Origin of the sequence: Glutamicibacter sp. JL.03c (assembly GCF_025854375.1) — a bacterium.
Classification (GTDB): Bacteria; Actinomycetota; Actinomycetes; order Actinomycetales; family Micrococcaceae; genus Glutamicibacter.
Genome location: NZ_CP107575.1, coordinates 1,308,916 through 1,326,799 on the forward strand (window position 1 = coordinate 1,308,916; position 17,884 = coordinate 1,326,799).

Genomic DNA, 17,884 nt, shown 5'->3' on the forward strand with positions numbered 1-17,884 from the left:
GCTAGCTAGCGGCGGTCTTGGCGCGCGATGAACACTTCGCGCAGCAGGATCATGGCGCTGGCCGCGACCGGGATCGCCATCAAGGCGCCGGTGACTCCGGCCAGGGTGCCGCCGGCAATCACGGAGATCACCGCCACGGCCCCGGGCACCGCCACCGCACGGCGCATGATGCGCGGAGAGACGAAGTAGGCCTCGACCTGCAGGTAGCCGAAATAGCAGATGGCGTAGACCAGGGCGGTCTGCCATCCCAACGACAAGGTCACCAAGGTGACGAGGATTCCGGCAATTACTCCGCCAACCAGCGGAATGAACGCCAGCATCGCGACCAGGAGCGTCAGCAGCGCGGTGAATGGAACACCGAGAATGGTCATGAGCAGCAAGGCAACGAGCGAGTTCAAAATCGCCACGGTCGCCTGGCCCATCACGTAGTTGCCCACCGAACGGGTAATGCGTTCGGCTAGCTCAGTGACTCGCTCGCGCTTGGAGCGCGGTGCCAGGCGAATAGAGAATCCCATCATGCCGGGCAACGAGGCCAGGAAGTAGATGGCAAGGACCAGGACGATCAGCACACCGAACATCGACTGGGCCACGGTTTGGGAGACGCCCAAAACGCCGCCAAAGACATTGGTCACCGCACCGGAATCCCCGAAGAATCGATTCACTTCGGTGGTCACGCGCTCGGACAGGGCATACTGCTGATCGATTTCCAAGACCCACTCGCTGTTCAGGAAATCAGCCACGATATCCGGAGCTCGGGTAATGAAGGTGGTGATCTGGTTCACCAGCGTAGGAATGATCAGCGCCATGAAGCCGCCAAAGACCGCCAACATGCCAACCATCGTGGCGACCACTGCCAGCGGTCGGGACAGTCCGCGGCGCATCAGGAACCGGACCACCGGATCCAGGCCGAGCGCAATGAACAACGCGATGGCAATCCAGGTCAGCAGCGAACCCACGTTGGTCAGGACGTAGTAGCCTCCCAGCGCCAGCCCGACACCGATGGTGGCCAAGAAGCCCATGGAAATGGGATGCAAGGCAGGGAAGGGGTCGAAGGTTTCTTCTGAATGGTGCTCTGGTTCCTCGCCGAGGGCTGCGGTGCGTGCTGGAGTGCTGAACAATTTGGCCACGCTGGCGCCCAGCCGCTGCGTCCACGAACCATGCTCAGCGAGCCTCTGGTTATCGGCTGGAACCTCCGCGCCCGGGGTGCTTTCCGGGGAATTCACAGCTTCAGAGGTGCCTGGATGAGAGGAGGAAGCGGGCGCGCCAGCACGGTCCTCGGGATCATGAGGATCGTGGTGCTGCCGCTGTTGATCTGGCTCCATGGCACTGAGCATATCGCGGGTTTGTGTTGAAATCGTGTTTCAAGACATTGAATGAAAAGGCCAATGAGCCACTTCACAGCGGGAGAACGGAACCATGTTCGCGCCGAACTCGTTAGACTTGGGAATGAACTGCAGTAAGACGTAGGCGAATAGGTGAACTCGTGCGAAAAGTAATCTCCGTGATCGCGATGCTACTGGGGGCTGCGGCCCTCGTGGTCGGCATCGGACAGAAGACCTTTTGGGCCCCGCCCGAAACGGTCACCGCTTCGATGCCGCAACTGGAAGGCGAGGCTCCGCTGACGTTGATCGAGTCCTCGGTCAATGATCCTAAGCTTGACCCGGTAGAACTGGTCATCAAGGGCAAGGGTGAATTCACGGCGTCCCTGGGCCGCAGCTATGACGTTGATGCCTGGGTCGGCAAGGCCGCCCATGTTTCGGTCACCGGTATTGATACCGAAAACCACCAGATGCTTGCCGAACTGGACAAGGGCGAGGCACAGGTGCCCAACCCAGCTGGCGACGACATCTTCTTCGATTCGCAAAGCGCCGATGGCACCATGACCTACCGCTGGACTGCTCCGGATTCCGGCGACTGGTCGCTGCTGCTGGCTGCCGGTGGAAAAGATGCCGCACCAGTGGATATCTCCGTCACCTACGCCAATGATGATGCCATGCCATTTGCCCTGCCACTGATCATCGCCGGCGCTCTGCTGCTGGTCTTCGGCTTGGCTCTGCTGGTGATGCGTCCTGGCAAGCCGAAGAATGGCACCAATACCCAGCACTCGGTTGCCGCGGCAGCCGTTGTTGCTCTGGCCCTGTCGGGAGTCAACCTGCCGATGCAGCCGCAGGACGATGCCAGCGCTTCGCCTTCGGAGTCCGCGGCTAAATCCGACGAGGCCAGCCAGAGCCCTTCCTCCTCAGCACCTGCCGAAGAGTCCGCTTCGGCTTCTGCTTCGGAAAGCGCAAAGGAACCGACCGCGTTCCCTGTGCTCACCGAGGAGCAGTTGAAGAATGTCCTGGCTGACGTTCAAAAGCAGGTTGGCGACGCGGATGAGAAGAACGATGACAAGGCCTTGGACGCTCGCGCAGCTGGTGCTTTCAAGTACCTGCGCGGCAAGCGCTACGACATGCTCAAGGACGAGTTCAAGGTGGATAAGCCTCTGGCCCTGAACACGCAGGTTTTGCGTTCGGCCGCGGTGCCCAACACCAGTGAAGCCAAATTCCCTCGAGTCATTTCCGTGGTCACTGCCAAGGACAACGACGCGAACACCCTGCCGCAGGCTATGACCTTGGTGCAGAAGAGCGCTCGCGATAATTACAAGGTTGTTTTCGCTGGCCAGATGCTGCCGAATTCCTCCTTCCCGGGCATTGCCGTGGGGGATCCAGCAACCAAGCAGCTGGATGCCAATGCCAAGGATCTGCAGATGACCCCGGAGAAGGCTCTGGAAGCCCTGGGCGATGTGCTGACCAACGAGGACTCGAAGCAGAAGGACAAGTTCGCTGAGTCCGAGTTCATCAAGGCCATCCACGCCGCGCAGAAGTCCGAGTCCGACAACGCCGATGAAGCCAAGGTGAGCTACAAGCGCACCGTGACCAAGGGCGATACCTACGTCGTATCCACGCCTGATGGCGGAGCCATCGTCGCGGGGAAGCTGAATAACAAGGCCTTGTTCGAGCGCACCGAAAATGCTGATCCGCTCAAGAGCAGCGATAAGTTGACCGAGCAGCTGTTGGGTTCCAGCTCTTCGAATGGCAATGTGGAAAGCACCTACGCTGAACCAGTGATGTTCTACATCCCTGCTGACGGATCCGAAGACAAGATCCAGTTGATTTCCGCTGACCAAGTCCTGCTCGACGTGAAGGAAGTTGACTAGTAACTATGAGCGAAGAAAACATTCCATCAACCCGTGGCGCGGTAGACCTGTCGGCGTTGGCAAACCAGAGCCCGCAGGCCACCGAGACCACCGCTGCGGCTGCTGCCAGCTGGACCACCGGCCTGGACGAGGCGGCGTTCCAGCAATTTGTCGGCCTCTCCCAGAGCGTTCCTGCCATCGTGTCCCTGGGCTCGCCCCGGGTGCAGGTATCGGCCGATCTTGATGCGGTATTGCGCAAGCTGGTTGACGCCAAGGGCGGCAAATTCGTTCTCGGCTTGGTGGATGCGGAAACCTATCCTCAAATCGCCCAGGCATTCCAGGCGCAGCAGATTCCGATGGTTGTCGCCCTGATCAAGGGCCAGCCGGTGCCCTTGTTCCAGGGCCCGGCTGCCGAGGAACAGATCGTTCAGCTCTTCGGCCAGCTGGAACAGCTGGCGGTGCAGCAAGGGCTGTCCGGAACGGTGCCGCCATTCAGCGGGACTGCCACGGCCACCGAGCCTGAGCTGCCGCCGCTGCACCAGAAGGCTGTGGATGCCATCGATGCAGGGGACTACGCCTCCGCTGAGGCAGCCTACCTTGAAGCGCTCAATGAGAAGCCGAATGATCATGAAGCCCAGGTAGGCGTGTACCAGGTGCGCCTGCTCTCCCGCACGCAGAACCTTGAGCTGAACAAGTCCCGCGAGCTGGCCGCGCAAGATCCGCAGGACCTTGCCGCGCAGCTGGACGTCGCCGATCTTGATGTGATCGGCGGCCACGTCGAGGACGCATTTGCCCGTCTGGTGTCGTTGATATCGAAGCTGGCAGACGATGATCGTGAACGGGTTCGCCGTCGCCTCATCGAGCTCTATGCGGTAGTGGGCAATAACGACCCGCGGGTCGCTGCCTCCCGCCAGAAGCTGGCGCGCGTGCTCTTCTAATTCCTGCAGCTTCACCCAGCCTCGGCCGACAAGTGATCTTGTTGGCCGAGGCTTTTTTGCGCTCAGGATTAATTCCAAAGGATGATGTGTATTGACTAGGGCTTTTGTTAGCCTGAAAGCATGAATCAGATCGCACTGGATATTCGCGGCCTCGCCAAGCAATTTGGCCCCAAGGCCGCAGTGGACAACGTCAGCCTGCAGGTACCTGCTGGCTCCTTCTATGGCCTCGTTGGCCCCAACGGCGCCGGCAAAACAACCATGCTGTCCATGGCCACCGGACTGCTCCGTCCGGATGCTGGCCAGGCCTTGGTCAACGGCGTGGATATCTGGAACGACCCGCAGTCGGCCAAGGCGACCCTGGGCGTGCTGGCTGATGGAGTGCGCCAATTCGATCGCCTGACCGGCCGCCAGCTGGTGACCTACTCGGGGCTTTTGCGGGGCATGGACCGCGTGGAAGTGGCCGAACGAACAGAGGATCTACTGCGCGTGATGGATCTGAGCGGTGACGGCGACAAGCTGGTGGTGGACTATTCGGCCGGCATGACGAAGAAGATCACCCTGGCCACCGCGATGATCCACTCGCCCAAGCTCCTGGTGCTCGATGAGCCTTTCGAGGCAGTTGACCCGGTATCCGCGGCGAATATCCGGGATATCCTCAACGACTACGTTGAATTCGGCGGGACGGTCATCGTCTCCTCGCACGTGATGGATCTCGTCCAGCGCATGTGCTCGCACGTGGCGGTCATTGCCGGCGGCGTGCTCAAGGCGCAGGGCTCGGTCGAGCAGGTGCGCGGCGGCATGAGCTTGGAAGACCGGTTCGTGGATCTTGTTGGCGGTCGAGCGAACAAAGAGGGGCTGTCATGGTTGCGCACATCCTCAAACTGAAACTCCTGCTGCTGGCCAATGGCTTCAAGCGGTCGGTAGGCCAGCTGATCGGTGTCATCATCGGCGCGGTGTACGCCCTGGGGATGATCGTGATGCTCACGCTCGCCGCCTGGTTCATGGCCTCCGAGACCGCGATCGACGCCGAGCTGAGCATCATCGTCGGCTCGCTGGTTGTCCTCGGCTGGGCGGTGATTCCGCCGCTGCTCACCGGGGTTGATCTGACCCTGGAACCTTCGCGATTTGTGCACTTCGGGATCCCGCAGAAGGTGCTGGGCCCGGCGCTGGTGCTCTCGGGCTTCATTTCGGTGCCAGCGATCCTGAGCATTCTCGGGCTGATCGGCGGCTCGCTGATTTGGCGGCATGAACCGCTGGCCATGCCGGTGGCGGTGCTGGCTGCTATCGCCACCGCGGTGATCGCTGTTCTGGTGTGCCAGTACCTGACGATCATGGCCACAGCTCTGCGGGCCAAGCGCCGTTTCCGCGAACTGACCTTTGCGGTGCTGTTCCTGCTGCTGATTTGCCTGGGCCCGATCATCTCCTCGATCGCCTCGGCCGCGAACAGCCTGCTGGATCTGGTTGGCCCAATCTCCAATGTCCTGGCCTATACGCCGCTGGGTGCAGCGGCGGCCTTGCCCGGCGCGCTGGCCTACGGGAACTACCTGCAATTCGCCATCTGCCTGATGCTCACCGTGATCTATCTGGGTGGCCTGTACTGGCTGGTCGCCCGGGCGACGGCGCAAGCCACCGTGACGCCGCCACCAGAACAGCGCGCAGCCAAGCAGAGCGGCTTGGGCTTCTTCAAGTACGCTCCGGCGACTCCCGCCGGCGCGGTCGGTGCCCGCGCTTTGACCTATTGGTTCAAGGATCCACGCTATGCCATTGGCGTCCTGATGGTTCCGGTCCTGCCCCTGATCTTCTGGTTCACCGGCAGCCAGTCGGGTAACTACACAATGATGTACCTGCTCGGCCCGATGATCGGCATTCTGCTCGGCTTCTCCATCTCCGCTGATATCTCCTATGACAACACCGCTTTTGCCCTGCATGTGCTCACCGGGGTGTCCGGGCGTGCCGACCGCGCTGGACGAGCGATGGCCTGCCTTGCGCTATCGATTATCCCGGTGCTGGCCGCTGCGATCCTGCCGGGTGCCATCGCCGGCGAAGCGTGGAGGATCCCGGGGGATCTGGGGTTCTCGCTGGCCGCGCTGCTGATTGCCTTGGGCGTCGCTTCGGTGGCCTCGGCACGCTACACCTATGCGGTGCCGCTGCCGGGCGATAACCCGATGAAGACCCCTCCCGGCAATGGGCTGCGCGTGGCCGCCACCCAGCTGGCAACCATCGGTGTCATGGCGCTCTTGCTGCTTCCGGTGATGATCCCCTACCTCGTGGGCTGGTTCCAGGAATCGCGCGGCCTCGGGTTCTTGACCTTGGGCATCGGGCTGGTGCTCGGCATCGGGCTGCTGATTGGCGGCATTGCCCTGGGCGGCAAGTGGTATGAAAAGCGGGCCCCGGAACTGATGCAAGCCGTGATGCTCAACAAATAGCAACTGTTCATCGTGTCACGACACGGAGCCAAGTGCCGGAGCGGAAATCCGGCGCTTGGCTTCGTGTAGTTGCTGATGTTAAAACTCCGTGAATAATGCCGGGGGATTCGCACTAAAAGCGTGCAGGTGATGGCGGTATGCCAAGGTTTTATCGGCTTCGATGTGGACAAGCTCCCACCCTGATCAGACCCACGGAGCAGGTAAAACGTATTAGACTTGAAGGCATGGTGGAACAGTCTGAAGAAACCCGCGGTGGCACTGCGACGATCGAACGTACCGAGACAACTCAAAGTGTCGAGGCCGGCGATCACGAGCGTTTTGCCCACTATGTGCAGAAGGAAAAGATCATGGAGTCGGCGTTGTCCGGCGAACCAGTGATTGCTTTGTGCGGCAAGGTCTGGACCCCGGGCCGAGACCCGAAGAAGTTCCCGGTATGCCCTGAGTGCAAGGAAGTTTACGACTCCTTGATGGGGTAGTGCCCGAGAAACACCAGCACTACTTCACACACTGCACGCGGCCGGGAAAAGGTATATGACCGAGACACTCTTTGATTTTGGCGACAAGCTTCCACTGGAAGACAAGCTCCCCGTAGCGTATCCGGAACGAGCGGCCTGGGGAACCGGGCCCAAGCTTCGTGCCTGGCAGGCAGAGGCCCTGGCCCAGTACTTCGAGACCGAGCCCAAGGACTTCATGGCCGTGGCGACTCCCGGCGCGGGCAAGACGACCTTCGCGCTGCGCCTGGCCAAGGTGCTCATCGATTCCGGCAAGATCAACCGCATGATCGTTGTCGCCCCCACCGACCACTTGAAAAAGCAGTGGGCCGATTCGGCGGCACGCGTGGGCATTGCCCTGGACCCGAATTACAAGAACTCCGATGGCCGCCACGGCTCGCACTATATGGGCGTCGCCGTGACCTATGCGCAGGTGGCGCTGAAGCCAGCGGTGCATCGCGCCAAAACGGAGAATGCCCGCACCCTGGTGATCATGGACGAGGTGCACCATGCTGGTGACGCCCTGTCCTGGGGTGATGGCATCCGCGAAGCCTTTGAACCGGCCACCCGACGCCTGGCGCTGACCGGTACGCCGTTCCGTTCCGATGCCGCCCCGATTCCCTTCGTGCAGTATGTCGACGAGGGAGACGGCATCCGCCGCTCCAAGGCCGACTACACCTACGGTTATGGCAACGCGCTGGCCGACCATGTGGTCCGCCCGGTGCTATTCATGGCCTATTCCGGCAATATGCGCTGGCGCACCGCGGCCGGTGAGGAAATGGAAGCCAACCTCGGAGAAGGCTTCACCAAAGACGTCACCGCCCATGCTTGGCGCACTGCCTTGGACCCGCACGGCGACTGGATTCCCTCGGTGCTGCAAGCAGCTGACCGGCGGCTGTCAGAGGTGCGCCGCACCGTCAAGGACGCCGGCGGCCTGATCATCGCCACCGACCATGAAGACGCCCGCGGTTATGCCAGCCAGCTGGAGTCGATCTGCGGCGAGAAGGTCACTACCATCCTTTCCGATGATCCCAAGGCCTCGCAGAAGATCGATGATTTCGCCGCATCCGATGCCCGCTGGATGGTCGCCGTGCGTATGGTGTCCGAAGGCGTCGACGTTCCACGCCTCTGCGTCGGCGTGTACGCCACCAGCACCTCGACCCCGTTGTTCTTCGCCCAGGCAGTGGGACGATTTGTGCGTAGCCGCAAACGCGGGGAAGTGGCCAGCGTCTTTTTGCCCTCGGTGCCAATCCTGATGGCCCTGGCCAACGAGATGGAAGTCGAACGCGATCACGCCTTGGACAAGGAGGGCAGCAAGGACGAGGACGGCCTTGACGATTCCCTGCTGGAAGAAGCCAACAAGGAAGACAAGGCCAGCGATGAGCTGGCGCGCAACAAGTTCGAAGCGCTCAATTCCCAAGCCTCCTTTGACCGCGTGCTTTTTGACGGCGGCGAGTTCGGTACCGGCGCCGACATCGGCAGCGACGAGGAACTAGGATTCCTCGGGATCCCGGGCCTGCTGGACACCGATCAGGTCTCCGAGCTGCTGCGCAAACAGCAGCGCAAGCAGATCAACAAGGGTGGTACCAAACCCGAACCGGTGTCCGATCACCGGCGGATGATGGACCTGCGAACCAAGCTGTCAAAGAACGTCTCGGCGTGGGCAGCTCGCACGGGGATGCCGCACGGACAGGTTCATAACAAGCTGCGCAGCGTCTGTGGTGGTCCGGCGGTGCCGCAGGCTACCGCCGATCAGTTGCAGGCACGCATTGACAAGCTGCAGGATTGGTTCGTCGGACGCAAATAGCCCAGTTGGTGGCCGGGATCCTGGCCTATGACCGCTGAACCCGGTCGTAGGTCAGCACCCTGATGCCTGAATCCAGCATGGCCTGATCCACCGGGCGGAACATCTGACTGTGGAAGGGCCCGTCGAAGAGCGGAATGCCCGAACCGATGATCGACGGGTTCTGCTTGAGGACCAATCGGTCGATTTCCGGCAGCAAGCTGTGGGCGAGCTTCCCTCCGCCCACCAGCCAAAGATCTTTTCCAGCCTCCGCCTTGAGCTGTCGAACCCGATCCAGGGCATCGCTGCGGACGATCTCAATTGCCGGATCCTGGCTGGTCAGCGTGGTCGAGAACACTAGATGGCGCAGGTGCGGATAAGCGTCCGTGGTGCCCGCAGCCAGTCCGACTTCGTAGGACGACCGGCCTTCCAGGACGGTGTCGAAGGCGGCCCCGGGCCCAGAAATCCCCATAGCCTCGCGTGCAGGGCCGGGCAGGGTTTCCGGGTAGTTCCTGACGATGAAATCAATCAGATCCGCGCCCAGCGGGAAGAAATGGGCGCCGCTGGGATCCCCGCCCTCGGGGGAGGCGATGTAGCCGTCCAATGTGGTCGCTACGTAGTACACGAGTTTTCGCATGCTGATCCGTCCCTTGAGGCGCACTGTGTGACCCCAGCATGCCCGGGGACTTGCTGGCTGGTCAAGAGCCCGTGGTTGCGGTGCCTTGTTGGCGGCTAGCCTAGGGTGAGCACTGTGACGCCGGCAGCGCGCAGTTCCTCGTGGACGGCCGGCAGGTTCTGCGGTGACACCGCAGCGGTCAAGGGTGAGATGACGGTGGCGCCAAAGCCTTCGGCCACCGCATCCAAGGCGGTAGCGCGGACGCAGTGATCGGCTGCCAGCCCCACGATGTCCACCGCGGTGATTCCCGCCTCGCGCAGCCACGGAGCCAAAAGCGTGCCGCTTTCATCCGCCAGCGGTGCATCGGCGATGAGTTCTCGTGCTTCGAATCCCGAATAGGCCGCGGCGAACCGCCCCTTGGCAAAATGGGCGTCGGTCGCGGTGTCCTGGAGTAGTGGATGCAGGGCCGCGCCCTCGGTGCCGGCAACGCAGTGCACCGGCCAGGAATCGACAAAGTCCGGCGACTGGGAAAAATGGCCTCCGGGCTCGATATGCCAATCTTGGGTGGTGATGACCGCGGCATAACTCTCCCGGCGTTCGGCCACATCACTGGCGATGGCAGCGGCCACGGCATTGCCGCCAGCCACAGCCAGGGCTCCGCCTTCGCAAAAGTCAGGTTGCAGATCAATGATCAGCAGCGCTCGGGTCATGGCTTGCTCCTTGATGCGGACCGTCGATTCCAACTGTGAAAATGCTACGGCCCGCAACTGAGATTTTCGTGTGTTTTCAGTCCTGGACCATGATCGTCGGGATCACGGGTTCGCCACGCTGCAGCTTGCGGGCCACGCCCGGCAATTCCTGGATGGAGGCCCGGTGCCGTTCGGTGGCCTTCTTGACGCCCGAAGCCCCGGTGTAGGACATGTCGATCTCGCCGTTGACCACCAGGGGCACAACGAGCTCGCGTTCGGGGCCACCTGTGGTGTGGGAGGTGGTCGAAACCACCTCAGCCACGGCCCGGTCGCGGTCATTTAGCTGGCGGACAGCGTGCTTGCGCCCGCCGACGCTGGCCTTGTTCGCCGCTGCCTTGGCTACCGGAATCCAGGTGCCGGCATCGTCTTGGCGGGCCACGAGCTTGTAGACCATCGACGCGGTCGGATGCCCCGAACCGGTCACCAGGGCGGTGCCTACTCCATAGGAATCCACCGGCGCGCTGGCCAAGGCCGCGATGGCATATTCGTCCAAGTCCGAGGTGACCGTGATCTTGGTGTTCCAGTTCCCCAGATCATCGAGCAGCTGGCGGACCCATCCGGCTTGCTGCACCAGGTCTCCGGAATCCAGGCGAACACCGCCCAGCTCTGGTCCGGCGACCTCGACCGCGGTGCGCACGCCGTTTTCCACGTCGTAGGTGTCCACCAGCAGAATGGTGTCCTTGCCCAGCGACGCGACCTGCGCCTCGAAGGCCGCGCGTTCTGAATCGTGCAGGAGGGTGAAGGAGTGGGCGGAGGTGCCCACGGTCCTCAGGCCATAGCGCGCTCCGGCCTCCAAGTTCGAGGTCGAGGTGAAGCCAGCGATCATTGCCGCGCGTGCGGCAGCGACGGCGGACTCTTCATGGGTGCGGCGCGAACCCATTTCGATGCAGGGGCGGCCGCCTGCCGAAGCGATCATGCGCGAGGCGGCCGAAGCGATAGCCGAGTCATGGTTCATGATCGACAGCAGGTAGGTTTCGACCACGCAGGCCTCGGCAAATGTCGATTCCACGGTCAGCAGCGGCGAGTTGGGGAAGTACAGCTCGCCTTCGGCATAGCCGGAGATATCGCCGCTGAAGCGGTAGTTCTCCAGGTATTTGATGGTGGCGGCGTTGACAACCTTGTTGTCCGACAGGAAGCGCAGCTGCTCGTCGTCGAAGTGGAACCCGGACAAGCCTTCCAGGAAGCGACCGGTGCCACCGACTACGCCGTAGCGTCGACCCTCAGGCAAGCGCCGTGCGAAAGCTTCGAACACGGATGGGCGGTGGGCCGCACCGGACTCGAGGGCCGCCTGTAGCATGGTCAACTCGTAGTGGTCGGTGAAGAGGCTGGTGCGCATGGGACGCTCCTGGGGATCGAAAAAGTATCAGTGGTGGTCCTGAAAGTTCCAACAGGCCGGTTTTACTGTATAACGCCTCACGCCGAAGATGATATTTACCGTGTCCTGCGTGGCGTTCAGGATCCGCGCGTAAAATAGAGATCATGACCGCAATGCCCGATGTACTTCCCGAAATCGAAACCGCCGCCACCAACGAAAAGCCATGGCGCTTGATCGTGTGGAACGACCCGGTGAACTTGATGAGCTACGTGGCTTATGTATTCCGCTCATACTTCGGTTTCACCGCGGAGAAGGCCGAACAGCTCATGCTGCAGGTGCACCACGACGGCTTTTGCGCCGTGCGCAGCGGCAGCCGCGAAGCCATTGAATCGGACGTGCAGGCCATGCACGGATTCGGGCTCAATGCGACCATGACGCAGGAGGCCTGAGCGTGGCCAAGGCCTTTAAAAACGGCGCCCACGGCATTACCGGCACCTTGCACTCGGCTGAGCGCAAGTTGCTTCGAGAGCTGTTCGGCGATGTGATCACCATGCTGGAGGAACGCGCCGAGGTGCATCAGCTCCCGGAGGATGTCGATCCTTTGTACGCGTTGACCGGGATGCGGCCCGAGTCGATGGATCTGCCACCGGTTTCCGACCCGGCCTTGGCCAAGCTGCTGCCGGATGCCAGCGGTGATCCGGTGGTGGCTGCAGAGTACCGCAGGCTGACGGAAGCAGATCTGATTGCGCAGAAAACCGGCCGCTTGCGCGAAGCACAGTTCCTGTTGGAAACCGACAAGATTGTCTTGGAACAAGGGAATGCGCAACGCTTTGCGCAGGCCCTGAACGATGTGCGGCTCGTCTTGGCGGAGCGTCTGGAAATCCGTGATGAGCAAGACGCTGCGCGAGTTTCCGAAGTGCTTGATGCCGCCGACGTTGAAACTCCGGAAGAGTACCTGGCCTTGGTATACAACCTGGTTTCATGGGTGCAGGATACGCTGATGAGTGCACTGATGAATGCGGAGTTCTAGTCGATGAATTCATATTTTGCCACTGGACAGGTTTCGGCTCCTGACTCCGATACGCCCATCGGAATTTTCGACTCCGGGGTTGGTGGACTGACTGTCGCCCGGGCGGTTATCGACCAGCTGCCCGGCGAATCCCTGATCTATGTCGGCGACACCGCTAATTCCCCCTACGGCCCGTTGCCCATTGCCCAGGTGCGCGCCAACGCCTTGGGCGTCATGGATGAGCTGGTGGATGCCGGCGTGAAGCTGCTGGTGATCGCGTGCAATTCGGCGTCGTCTGCGGTTCTGCGTGATGCCCGCGAACGATACACCGCACGCTACGGAATTCCCGTCGTCGAGGTCATCCAGCCCGCGGTGCGCCGCGCCGTGGCTGGCTCCAAGAATGGCAAGATCGGCATCATCGGCACGCAGGCCACCGTGGGTTCACGTGCCTATGAGGACGCCTTTGCCGCCGCGCCCGATCTGCAAGTGACTTCCGTGGCCTGCCCTCGTTTTGTGGAGTTCGTGGAATCCGGGATTACCGCCGGACCGGAACTTCTGCAGATCGCGCAGGAGTACTTGGCGCCGTTGCAGCAAGCAGGCATCGATACGCTGATTTTGGGCTGCACGCACTACCCGCTGCTCACCGGTGTGATCTCCTACGTCATGGGTGATGGCGTCACTTTGGTTTCCAGCGCAGAAGAAACCGCCAAGGATGTTTTCCGTGCGTTGACCCGCCACTCGCTGGTTCGCGAAGACGGTGTCGCGGCGCGTCATGAGTTCCTTGCCACAGGCAACGCTGATAGTTTTGGTGTACTGGCTCGCCGTTTCCTCGGTCCCGAGGTCTTGCAGGTGCGCCACGTGGACCATGTGGCCGCCCACTACCCGACCGGTGCCATTGCGCGGATTACCCCGCAAATGATCGCCGCGTCGAAAGCGAGAAACGAATGAAGCTGACCATCATTGGATGCACCGGGTCGTTCCCGGGACCGGGATCTCCCGCGTCCTGCTACCTGGTGTCCGCCTTTGATGGCACACGCGACTGGAAGATCCTGCTTGATTTGGGATCCGGCGCGTTGGGCGTGCTTCAGCGCTACACCGATATCAAGGATATCGACGGGGTCATGATTTCCCATCTGCACCCGGACCACTGCATGGACCTGTGCGGAATGCACGTGGCAATCCGTTGGGACCCCAATGGCTGGGGCCGTGACCGCATGCTGGTGCACGGACCGGAAGCCACCGCGGATCGAATCGAAACAGCTTATTCCCTGCCTGATGGCGACACCATGGCCAAGGACTACGACTTCCAGGTGTGGACGCCGAACAAGCCGGTGAACATCGGCCCGTTCACGATCACGCCCTATCCGGTGCGGCATCCGATCGAAGAAGCCTATGCCTTGCGCGTGGAAGCCAGCGAACCTGGCCCGGATGGCCAATTGCTGACTAGTGTGCTGACCTATTCGGGGGACACCGATTCCTGCGATGGCTTGGTGGAAGCAGCCAAAGACGCAGATATGTTCCTCTGCGAAGCGGCCTTTGAAGAAGGCCGCGACGACCATATCGATGGCGTGCACCTGACCGGAAAGCGCGCTGGCGAAATGGCCACTGCGGCCGGCGTCGAACGCATGCTGCTCACTCACATTCCGGTGTGGACCGACATCAACAAGATTGTCGAGGAAGCCAAGGAAACCTATGAGGGCGGCATCGCTGTCGCTGTTTCTGGCGTGACCTATGGCGTGTACTCCGGAAGCTTGAAAGAGGACAAGGATCCGGCTCGCTTCAAGGGCGAGAAGGGCACCGATTATCTCAAGACCCGCACCGGAACCCTGCCGACGATTTCCTATGAGAAGACCCGCAAGTTCCCTCTGCTCAAGCGCAAGAAGTAGTCGAGTTTCCGCAGCGAAGCACCGTGGCAACGCCAGGGGGCGTTGCCACGGTGCTTCGCTGTTTTCCTAGCTGATTAGCGCACGGTGGTTTGCCGTACTGGGCTGCCCGGCGGCCTAGTGCCGGGGCGTTACCGGGTGCACAGTGCTCCGCGCAGATGAACGCCGCTGGTCGGCGAGGTGCATTTCACCGTAACGCTAAGGCGATCTCGTGAGAATCAAGGGGCCAGCGTGGTTAGGATGGAAGCATGACTTTACGCGCTGACGGCCGAGGAGCCGCGCAACTTCGAGACATCACCATCACCCGCGGCTGGTCCGCACAGGCCGAAGGGTCTGCACTGATTGAATTCGGGAACACCCGAGTGCTGTGCACCGCTTCCCTCACCGAGGGCGTGCCACGCTGGCTCAAGGGCCAGGGCACCGGCTGGGTCACCGCCGAATATGCCATGCTGCCACGAGCTACCAACACCCGTAACTCCCGCGAGTCGGTGAAGGGCAAGCTCTCCGGCCGCACCCACGAAATCTCGCGCCTCATCGGCCGCTCGCTGCGCGCCGTGGTCGACACCAAGGCGCTGGGCGAAAACACCATCGTGCTGGACTGCGACGTTTTGCAGGCTGACGGCGGCACCCGCACCGCAGCCATCACCGGGGCCTACGTGGCCTTGGCTGAAGCCATTGCCTGGGCCCGCTCCCAGGGCATCGTGAAGGAGAACGCCCAGGTGCTCACCGATTCGGTGGCCGCCATCTCTGTCGGCATCATCGATGGCACCCCGATGCTGGATCTGCCATATGAAGAAGACGTCCGCGCAGAGACCGACATGAACGTTGTGGTCACTGGATCCGGCGATTTCGTCGAGGTCCAGGGTACCGCCGAGGGCGTGCCATTCAAGCGTGCTGAACTTGATTCGCTGCTTGATCTCGCCTTGGGCGGGACCAACGAGCTGGCGCAGATCCAGCGTGAGACCCTGAAGAACACCAAATGAGCCAGCCAGTTCTTGTTCTCGCTTCGCATAACCAGGGCAAGCTGCGTGAATTGCGCGAGTTGCTGCGCGGGCAGGTGCCAGGGCTGGACGTTGATACCCAGGTGATCGACGCGGCGACCGCTGGGGCAACCGATCCGGTCGAAGACCAGGTGACTTTCCAGGGCAATGCGCTGAAAAAAGCCCGCGAGATTGCAGCGTCGACCGGATTGATCGCGCTCGCTGACGACTCCGGCCTGAGCGTTGACGTGCTGGGCGGAGCTCCGGGGATCTTCTCGGCGCGCTGGTCCGGTGTCCACGGCAACGATGAGGCGAATATCGACCTGTTGCTTGCGCAGCTGGGCGATATCGCCGTGGAGCATCGTGGCGCGCAGTTCGTGTGCGCTGCGGCGTTGGCAACACCGGAAGGCGACGAATTCGTTGAGCTGGGGAAGGTCGAGGGGCTGCTGCGCACCGAACGCGCTGGCGAGCATGGCTTCGGCTATGACCCGATCTTTGAACCAGCCGGCGCCGGCAAGTCGATGGCGCAGCACACTCCCGCGGAGAAGAACGCGATCTCGCATCGTGCTCGGGCCTTCGCCGCACTGCTTCCCGCTATTGTGGAAACCGTCAGCAAGGCCTTGAACAGCAACTGATCATCGCGGCAACAAACGCCAGTCAGCATTGCCATAGGGGCAAGTGCTGGCTGGCGTTTGTCATGTCAGGACCAGTGTTCCAGATTCACAATGATCATGAGCTGGTTGTTGGGGATGCGCTCGGGCTAGCCTCGTCTTCCTCGGTCTTGGGAGCCGTGGACGGTTGCTGATTGTTTGGCGTGGAAGATTGCACTGAATCCGAGGTGAAGTGCGAGCGAATGGTGTCCGCTTCACTGCTGACGGTTTCGGAATCAATGAGGTCGCTGGCTTCGTTATTCAGCAGAGTAGTCCACTTGTTGAGGATCTCTTCTGCTGTTCCCGACTCGTAAAGCTTGTCAGCCAGTTCAGTCTTGGCGGCCTCATATTGGGCTTTGAAATCTTCGTCAGCCAGGAAACGAGTCACCAGAGGATTGGACTTTCCACCCATGGACTTTCCGCCGTTTTGTCCACCCTCAGCCCTGTCCTTGGCAGCATCGGTGGTGTCGTCAGCGGTGTCTTTGCTTTCCGTAGCGTTGGAGTCCTCGTCTGAATTCTGATCCGGGGGAGTCATGTTCCCGCCGGGCGCGCCGCCCTGACCATCCATGGCAGGCGGTTGACCGCCCTGACCATCCATGGCAGGCGGTTGACCGCCACGGCCTTCGAAGGACAGGCCATCTGGCATCTCGCCGTTAACCAAATCCTTGAGGACATCAATCAGTTTGGTACCGTCCTGCAAAGTCATCTGTTCTGGAAGCTCCATGCCATCTGGGACGGTTCCAGCCTCGATCTGCTTCTTTGCATCGGCCAGCTTGAGGCCGTCGGGCAGCATGCTGGTGAGCAATGAATCGGCGTCCATCTTGCCGGGGCCGCCGCCATTTCCGCCACCCATGGCGCCGCCACCGCCCATTCCACCCGGGCCAGAGCCGAAGGAGAGGTTCTGATCCCAAGCGACCACGGTCATCTTCTTGGTTTCGTTGTCGTACCGCAGGAAGGAATTGTTGCCTGGTCCATCGATGTCATCGGTGTTCGACACCAGATCCTGCATGGCCAAGTAGGTAGCGAACTGGTCGGTATCGAGATAGTCGGAGAGCTTGCTGGAGAAATCTTCATCGGAGGAGTTATTCACGAAATCCAGGAAGGTGGCAACGGGAGTCAGATCATCAGCTCCGGACTCGACCTCGAATGCGGATTCGTAGTCGCTGGCTGCATCTCCACGGTAGGAATAATCGCCGTCGGCATCAGCCTTGTAGGTAATGCCATCGCCCTCGAAGGTCTCATCGCTGTAGAGCTCGTCGGAGGGGTTATCGATGACCAGACGCAGTTCGGCATCCGAGCCGTTGAGCGAGAAACGGGTGGCAGCGGCATGCTCGGTGGCGAGTCCTGCTTCTCCCAACAGGTCAAGGGCAACCGCCTCATTGAGCGAGGATTCGCTGGAGTTGGTCCGAATGACGAACTCGGTGCGGCCGGAGTACGACTGGTTGGCTTCAAATTTGTCCAGTCGCAGGATCCATGGCAGCGTCGCGGCATCCGATGATTCATCGGCTCCGCGCAGGGTGGAGTTGCCCTTCAGCTTCATTCCCACGTTCTTGAAGGTGGTTCCGTCAATGGTGATGTCAGCCGAGATCCAGTCTTTCGTGCCGTCTGCTGCGTAGGCTTTCAGCGCTGCAGTGATGTCATCTGGCTCGGCCGTCACGCTGATTTCATGGACGGAATCAGCGTTGAAGAACGTTGCTGTTTCGGTGCTGATCTCGGTGTTGACGACGCTTTGTGCCGAGGCGGCATTGGTGCAACCTGCCAGAGCGAGGGCGGCAACGGAAAGCGAAGCCACGGCGGTCATAACCCGTGGGGATCTGGATCCGAAGTGGCGCGGGGACTGCGCCCTGTGGCGGGGTGAGTCTTTCATGA

The 17,884-nt window shown here is 61.3% G+C and carries 16 protein-coding genes and 1 pseudogene; 12 read left to right on the forward strand and 5 right to left on the reverse strand.

Annotated features, from left to right (window positions below; genetic code table 11):
* Positions 1-5 precede the first annotated feature (5 nt).
* Complete coding sequence (locus OF385_RS06050; protein WP_264277443.1) at positions 6-1,322, reverse strand: AI-2E family transporter; 1,317 nt, start codon at positions 1,320-1,322, stop codon at positions 6-8.
* Between the two features lie 179 nt (positions 1,323-1,501).
* Between OF385_RS06050 and OF385_RS06055 the strand changes: the two genes are divergently transcribed.
* From OF385_RS06055 to OF385_RS06080, 6 genes are all read left to right on the forward strand, one after another.
* Complete coding sequence (locus tag OF385_RS06055) at positions 1,502-3,196, forward strand: hypothetical protein (protein WP_264277444.1); 1,695 nt, start codon at positions 1,502-1,504, stop codon at positions 3,194-3,196.
* A gap of 5 nt (positions 3,197-3,201) precedes the next feature.
* Positions 3,202-4,113 carry a co-chaperone YbbN gene (locus OF385_RS06060; protein ID WP_264277445.1) on the forward strand — a complete coding sequence of 304 codons (912 nt, stop codon included), beginning with the start codon at positions 3,202-3,204 and terminating at the stop codon, positions 4,111-4,113.
* Positions 4,114-4,233: 120 nt separating this feature from the next.
* Complete coding sequence (locus OF385_RS06065) at positions 4,234-4,998, forward strand: ABC transporter ATP-binding protein (protein ID WP_264277446.1); 765 nt, start codon at positions 4,234-4,236, stop codon at positions 4,996-4,998.
* The gene (locus tag OF385_RS06070) at positions 4,974-6,539 is read left to right on the forward strand and encodes a transporter (RefSeq protein WP_264277447.1); all 1,566 of its coding nucleotides are present in this window, start codon (positions 4,974-4,976) and stop codon (positions 6,537-6,539) included. The genes OF385_RS06065 and OF385_RS06070 overlap by 25 nt, the downstream gene beginning before the upstream one ends.
* A 224-nt stretch (positions 6,540-6,763) precedes the next feature.
* A complete protein-coding gene (locus OF385_RS06075; RefSeq protein ID WP_022876321.1) occupies positions 6,764-7,015 on the forward strand; it encodes a DUF3039 domain-containing protein in 252 nt (83 codons plus the stop codon).
* A 55-nt stretch (positions 7,016-7,070) separates the two neighbouring features.
* The gene (locus OF385_RS06080) at positions 7,071-8,837 is read left to right on the forward strand and encodes a DEAD/DEAH box helicase (protein WP_264277448.1); all 1,767 of its coding nucleotides are present in this window, start codon (positions 7,071-7,073) and stop codon (positions 8,835-8,837) included.
* Between the two features lie 25 nt (positions 8,838-8,862).
* Here the strand turns inward: OF385_RS06080 and OF385_RS06085 are convergent, their stop codons facing one another.
* From OF385_RS06085 to OF385_RS06095, 3 genes are all read right to left on the reverse strand, one after another.
* Entirely contained in the window at positions 8,863-9,450 is a 588-nt protein-coding gene (locus OF385_RS06085; protein WP_264277449.1) for a dihydrofolate reductase family protein, read from the reverse strand.
* Between the two features lie 95 nt (positions 9,451-9,545).
* Positions 9,546-10,139 carry an isochorismatase family protein gene (locus OF385_RS06090; protein ID WP_264277450.1) on the reverse strand — a complete coding sequence of 198 codons (594 nt, stop codon included), beginning with the start codon at positions 10,137-10,139 and terminating at the stop codon, positions 9,546-9,548.
* A 76-nt stretch (positions 10,140-10,215) separates the two neighbouring features.
* On the reverse strand, positions 10,216-11,514 hold the full coding sequence (locus OF385_RS06095) for a nicotinate phosphoribosyltransferase (protein ID WP_264277451.1): 1,299 nt from the start codon (positions 11,512-11,514) through the stop codon (positions 10,216-10,218).
* Positions 11,515-11,657: 143 nt separating this feature from the next.
* Here OF385_RS06095 and clpS point away from each other — a divergent pair, with 143 nt between their 5' ends.
* The 6 genes and pseudogenes from clpS (at position 11,658) to rdgB (ending at position 16,000) form a co-directional block, all read left to right on the forward strand.
* Positions 11,658-11,942, forward strand: coding sequence for an ATP-dependent Clp protease adapter ClpS (clpS, locus tag OF385_RS06100; protein ID WP_022876316.1), 285 nt, complete (start codon positions 11,658-11,660; stop codon positions 11,940-11,942).
* 2 nt (positions 11,943-11,944) lie between these two features.
* Positions 11,945-12,523, forward strand: a complete 579-nt coding sequence (locus OF385_RS06105) for a DUF2017 domain-containing protein (protein ID WP_264277452.1) — start codon at positions 11,945-11,947, stop codon at positions 12,521-12,523.
* 3 nt (positions 12,524-12,526) lie between these two features.
* On the forward strand, positions 12,527-13,450 hold the full coding sequence (gene murI / locus OF385_RS06110) for a glutamate racemase (protein ID WP_264277453.1): 924 nt from the start codon (positions 12,527-12,529) through the stop codon (positions 13,448-13,450).
* Positions 13,447-14,241 (forward strand): annotated as a pseudogene (locus OF385_RS06115) (MBL fold metallo-hydrolase); the annotation flags it as partial. The gene murI and the pseudogene OF385_RS06115, both read left to right, overlap by 4 nt.
* 392 nt (positions 14,242-14,633) lie before the next feature.
* Positions 14,634-15,368 carry a ribonuclease PH gene (gene rph / locus OF385_RS06120; RefSeq protein WP_264277454.1) on the forward strand — a complete coding sequence of 245 codons (735 nt, stop codon included), beginning with the start codon at positions 14,634-14,636 and terminating at the stop codon, positions 15,366-15,368.
* Positions 15,365-16,000: an RdgB/HAM1 family non-canonical purine NTP pyrophosphatase gene (rdgB, locus tag OF385_RS06125; protein WP_264277455.1), complete on the forward strand. Its 636-nt coding sequence runs from the start codon at positions 15,365-15,367 to the stop codon at positions 15,998-16,000. The genes rph and rdgB overlap by 4 nt, the downstream gene beginning before the upstream one ends.
* A gap of 94 nt (positions 16,001-16,094) precedes the next feature.
* On the opposite strand, the gene OF385_RS06130 is transcribed toward rdgB, so the two are convergent.
* Entirely contained in the window at positions 16,095-17,882 is a 1,788-nt protein-coding gene (locus OF385_RS06130) for a CotH kinase family protein (RefSeq protein ID WP_264277456.1), read from the reverse strand.
* Positions 17,883-17,884: the final 2 nt, after the last annotated feature.